This is a genomic window from Sulfuricurvum sp., from assembly GCF_049305995.1.
Lineage (GTDB): Bacteria > Campylobacterota > Campylobacteria > Campylobacterales > Sulfurimonadaceae > Sulfuricurvum.
Map to the genome: position 1 here is coordinate 1 of NZ_JBAQPS010000346.1, position 5,424 is coordinate 5,424.

Genomic DNA, 5,424 nt, shown 5'->3' on the forward strand with positions numbered 1-5,424 from the left:
ATCGGATGCCCAAACAAGAATATCTCATAATGCATGAAAAAGCTCTCCTAACACCGGAAGAAAAAAAATTGTTAGAGCAGTTTTTTGATGAAGAAATCAAAAAAATCGATACCCTTTAAAAGGGTTCGATAAATTTCATTCAGGTTTATAGCTTTCTTTATTTAAAGACTCTTTTTTACGCTGTTGATTTGCCGCATCGTTGAGTTCCGCTTCATCGTCATACTGTACTTGATTCATCATTTTTTTCTCATCATCAAATTGACCGTTTTTGATTCCCCATAAAAAGGCAGTTAATGCCACAGCACCTAAAAACAGTGATGCGCCCAACATCATTGCGATTACCCAACTATCCATAATTACCTACCTTTTATTTATACAACCATCGTACCCGCATCGAGTTTCCAACAACGAGAAGCGAACTAAACGACATCGAAATCGCCGCGATCAGCGGGATCACATACCCCATCATCGCCAGTGGAATCGTAATCGAATTATACACGAGTGAAATGCCGAGATTTTGTTTTATCAGTCCATAGGTTTTTCGGCTGATCGCAAATGCTTCCGAGAGGGAGACGAGCGAATCGTTCATCAACACCACATCACTCACCTCGATGGCAATGTCACTCCCATTTCCCATCGCGATAGCGATATCCGCTGCCGCAAGCGCTAGGAGATCATTTACCCCATCCCCTGCCATCACAACGATATGCCCCTCGCTATGAGCCGACTCGATAAATGCCGCTTTCCCCTCTGGAGCTAGATGGGCGTGCACCTCATCGATCCCAACCTCGTGTGCAACCCTCACAGCTGCCGCCTCATGATCCCCCGTAAGCATCACCACTCGTAAATTAGAAGCTTTCAATGCCGCAATTGATTCGTACGCTTTCTCTTTTGGCAAATCACGTAATTCATAGGTCGCAACCAGTCTGTTATCAACCGCATAGTAAAAAAGGCTTTTATCACTCACGGTATCGACCGATAGTCCCAACTCTTCCATCAACAGGGCATTCCCACCTGCGATCATATTACCGTTATGTCGTCCAACCATTCCGCGAGCAGGAATTTCGCGTGATTCTTCAATGCTACTCGCATCTATAGACGCTTCCGTGCGATCCAAATACTCCATCACCCCACGACTAATGGGATGCTTGGAGGAGGAGACGAGTGTATGTAATGCTCCCGTATCAAAAGGCTCATGAATCGTGGCATAGACCACTTCAGGACGCCCCATCGTAATCGTTCCCGTTTTATCGAGTACCACCATAGTCGCCTTTGCCATCGTCTCGATCTGCGCCGCCGATTTAAACAAAATCCCCCGCTTAGCACCCAATGCCAACCCTACCAAAGTCGCCACCGGAGTTGCCAGTGCGAGCGCACACGGACAAGCAATGATAATAACTGAGATTCCCACCATGAGGGAGCGATCAAAGCTGTGCGGCCAAAAATACCATGTCCAAAATGTAGCAATCGCTAAAAAGAGAATTGTGGAAGAGAAGTGTTGAGAGAGGCGATTCGCCAACTGCTCGATGGAGGGTTTTTGCGCCATCGCGTTTTCGAGTAAATTCACAAGATTAGAGAGGGTCGAGTGGGCGAAATCTTTGGTCGCACGATAATGGATCAGCGCATCGATGCTCGTTGTTCCGCTGATAATTTTGTCCCCGATCCGTTTAAATATCGGCTCCGATTCTCCCGTGAGGTTAGATTCATCAAAACTCCCTTCTCCCGAAATAACTTCGCCGTCAATCGCTGAACGTTCACCGCTTCGGATCACAATCACGTCACCCTCTTTGACCTCATTCACATCGACGGAGCGGATCGATTCCCCATCCACGATACTCACTTCACGCGGAATATGTTTGCCGATGATGTCGAGGGTATCCGCCGCATTTTTACGACTAAGGACTTCGAGAAACTTCCCGAAAAGAACAAACGTGATAATCATCGCCACCGAATCGAAATAGGCCTCCCCTTTTTCAAAGACGGTGATATAGATAGAATAAAGATACGCCAAGCTCGAACCCGTAACGACAAGTAAATCCATCGTAATCGATTTATTTCGAAGTCCATAGTAGGCACCACGGTAAAATATCCATCCACTGTAAAACAATACCGGAGTCGCCAACACCCACTCGGCAATGTTGAGAATCGTTTTGATCTCTTGGGTAATCCCGCTAAAATACCCTGCATATTGAGCCACGGCGATCCACATCATATTCATCGTCGCGAACGTCGCCACTGCCATCCGGAGATAATATTCTTTACGCTCTTTGTTGGCTCGAATCTCTTGGAGCGAGGCATCATAAGGAAATGCGTTATAACCGATGGCGCGGATCATATCGATGATAGCTGAGAGTTGCAGAGTTTGCGGATTCCATGTGATACGTGCTTTGTTGTTCGTATAGTTGATATGGGCTTCGATCACGCCGTCCATTTTATGAAGTGCTTTCTCATTGAGCCAGACACACGCGGCGCAGTGTATCCCCTCTATGACCAGCGAGACTTGCGAAAGCCCCTCTTTCGTTGTCGTTACAAACCGCTCATGAAAGGCAGGGGTATCGAAGTTCGTACTCGCTTCGAACTGCTCAGTGGGAGGGGCTAGCGTCGTATCCCCCATTTTGCTATAAAAGCTCTCCAACCCTTCATCTTTGAGGAGGTGAAAAATACCGCGACACCCGTTACAGCAAAAGCGATACTCCCCATCGTGGATCATCACATCATCGCTAAATTCCAGATGACAGTGATCGCATTTAACTTTAGACATATTCGAACTTCCCAAGTACTCGATTTTTTCGTACATGATTATATTGCCCGCAAACCCCTTGCATAACGATATAAACACCACTGCATGAACGGATAGCAAACCCTATCGCCATAGCCAGATTTGCTGTTGCTTCGAGCGGATCAATACTAAAGGGAACCATCGCACCCGTAAAGATAACGGTTTTTTTAAGATTCATCCCAGCGACCGCTTCGGCACTTAACTCCATCGTATCGGTACCGTGTACGACAATAACACTATCCTCAGTGCATCGTCTAATCGTCTCACAAAGCACTGTTCGATCCGCATCATCCATCTCTAGTGAATCTTTATACAAGATCCCATCAACCTGCACCTCTTCAGCCAACACAGCCATAACCGCTTCAACAGCACTATTGTCGCTGGGGACAAACAGCTCTCCCGTGATCGGATCATACCGTTTATTAAATGTCCCGCCCGTATTGATGATAAGCACTAAAGTAACTCCCCTAATGTCTGAATAATACGATCCGCTTGTGAAGAGAGAGCTTCTCTACTTAGGAGAATATTCATCCCGACCCCCGCTTTGAGAGACGCTTCAATATCCCGCTCATTGTCTCCGATCATCACCGAATGCTCCATATCCAAATCATACTCTTTTCGAGCCTCTAAAAACATCCCAGGTTCAGGCTTACGACACTCACAGAGTCCATCAATACTCTCATGATGAGGGCAATGATAAATATGGGTAATCGTAACACCAAGCTCTTTAAAATGTTCCACCATCCATCGACTCAGGTGAGCGAAATCTTCCTCAGTGTAATAGCCACGTGAAATCCCCGATTGATTGGTGACGATAATAATGAGATATCCTTGCTCCACATACGTACGACATACCTCTACTATTCCATCCATAAGTTCAAAATCTTCGATCTTATGGAGATAGTTTTTCTCGACATTCACAACGCCGTCACGGTCTAGAAACAGGGCTTTGTTCACCTTACGCTACTCCGCCGCCGAAAAGCTCTTTTTCGATGATATCGCAGAGGATGTGCCCGATTAAAATATGGGACTCTTGGATACGCGGGGTTGCGTTTGAGGGAATGACAATCGCGAAATCGGCCATTGCCGCCATTTTCCCGCCGTCACGTCCCACAAGTGCCACCGTGGTTACACCGCGATCTTTCGCCGATTCAAAAGCATTAATGATATTTTGCGAATTACCCGAGGTTGAGATACCAATAAAAAGATCCCCCTCTTGCGCCATCCCCTCTAACTGACGGGAAAACACTTTGTCATAGCCGTAATCGTTTCCGATTGCCGTAAGGCTGGAGGTATCGGTGGTTAGTGCCAACGATGGGATCGAGGGGCGATCAAACCCGTAACGCCCCACCAGTTCCGCCGCAATGTGCTGTGCATCGGCCGCTGAACCGCCGTTACCCGCTAACATTGTCTTTTTCCCGTGTCGATAAACTTCCACACACGCTTGCGCAACGGTGACGATCATGTCCAAAAGCGGTTCATTTTCTAAAATAGCTTGCTTGGTCGCTGCCGAATCGGCGATTTGTTTGATAATGTAATTTTTCATAATATTTTCCTTTAGTACGTAATCCCCGTAACCGAACGAACTTTCTCCATAATCGGTTGCGCCTGAGCACTCGCTTTTGCCGCACCGAGTTTCAAAAGCTCACGCACTTCGTCTTGATTGTTTTCGAAATGCTCACGACATTCACGATAGGGACGGAAGTATTCCCAAATCACATCATGCGCATAGAGTTTGAAGTGCCCGTGCCCTTCTCCCCCTTTTTTATACCGTTCCTGAAGTGCTGAACACTCTTCATAATCCAAAAAGAGTTTAGCGATATTATAAACATTACACCCCTCAAATTCTTTCGGGTCTTCCATCGGTACCGCTTCAGTCACAATCTTTTTGATAATCTTGGACTGCATTTTCTCTTCGCTGAAAATCGGGATCGTATTCCCATAACTCTTTGACATCTTTTGCCCATCGATCCCCGGAACAGTAGCAACGTTCTCATCCACACGAAATTCAGGGATGGTGAAGATATCACCGTATTGATTGTTAAACTTGATCGCGATATCGCGAGCGATCTCAACGTGCTGAATCTGATCTTTCCCGACCGGAACCACCTCAGAGCCGAATAACAAGATATCAGCCGCCATGAGGACAGGGTACGAAAAAAGACTGTGATTGCTCGCAATCCCTTTCGCCACTTTATCTTTATAGCTGTGCGCCCGCTCCAGAAGTCCCATCGGTGTAAAGCCTGATAGCACCCAGTAGAGTTCGAGAACCTCTTTCACATCCGACTGTACCCAAAAGGTACTTTTTTGAGGATCCATCCCCAACGCTAAAAAATCTGTTGCCGCCTGCATCGTGAGTTGAGAAAGGCGCGCGCCGTCGCTGAGTGAACTCATCGCATGATAATTGGCGATAAACGCAAACACCTCATGATCGTTTTGAGATTCGATCATTGCTTTGATCGAACCGAAATAGTTTCCAATATGTAAATCGCCTGATGGTTGAATACCCGTTAAAACTCGCACAATAACTCCTTGAACATAAAGTAATTTTACCGCAGAGTCTCTTAAGCTTCCTCTTAAGAAAAGATATGCTATATTTTTCGGACGAACACGTTAAAAAAATGCTCAAAGCATGGTTTACTATG

Annotated in this window: 6 protein-coding genes; all 6 read right to left on the reverse strand. The window is 46.3% G+C overall.

Going from position 1 to position 5,424, the window contains the following annotated elements; translation table 11 throughout:
• Positions 1–135 precede the first annotated feature (135 nt).
• The 6 genes from ccoS to trpS are packed head-to-tail and all read right to left on the reverse strand — an operon-like array spanning position 136 to position 5,302.
• Positions 136–354, reverse strand: coding sequence for a cbb3-type cytochrome oxidase assembly protein CcoS (gene ccoS / locus WA010_RS11685; protein WP_422557291.1), 219 nt, complete (start codon positions 352–354; stop codon positions 136–138).
• A gap of 13 nt (positions 355–367) precedes the next feature.
• On the reverse strand, positions 368–2,761 hold the full coding sequence (locus WA010_RS11690) for a heavy metal translocating P-type ATPase (protein WP_422557292.1): 2,394 nt from the start codon (positions 2,759–2,761) through the stop codon (positions 368–370).
• Positions 2,754–3,233 carry an asparaginase domain-containing protein gene (locus WA010_RS11695; RefSeq protein ID WP_422557293.1) on the reverse strand — a complete coding sequence of 160 codons (480 nt, stop codon included), beginning with the start codon at positions 3,231–3,233 and terminating at the stop codon, positions 2,754–2,756. Before WA010_RS11695 ends, WA010_RS11690 begins: the two co-directional genes overlap by 8 nt.
• The gene (gene gmhB / locus WA010_RS11700) at positions 3,233–3,736 is read right to left on the reverse strand and encodes a D-glycero-beta-D-manno-heptose 1,7-bisphosphate 7-phosphatase (RefSeq protein WP_422557294.1); all 504 of its coding nucleotides are present in this window, start codon (positions 3,734–3,736) and stop codon (positions 3,233–3,235) included. Before gmhB ends, WA010_RS11695 begins: the two co-directional genes overlap by 1 nt.
• Before the next feature lies 1 nt (position 3,737).
• A complete protein-coding gene (locus WA010_RS11705) occupies positions 3,738–4,325 on the reverse strand; it encodes a D-sedoheptulose-7-phosphate isomerase (protein ID WP_422557295.1) in 588 nt (195 codons plus the stop codon).
• Positions 4,326–4,336: 11 nt separating this feature from the next.
• The gene (gene trpS, locus WA010_RS11710) at positions 4,337–5,302 is read right to left on the reverse strand and encodes a tryptophan--tRNA ligase (RefSeq protein ID WP_422557296.1); all 966 of its coding nucleotides are present in this window, start codon (positions 5,300–5,302) and stop codon (positions 4,337–4,339) included.
• Between the last annotated feature and the right edge of the window lie 122 nt (positions 5,303–5,424).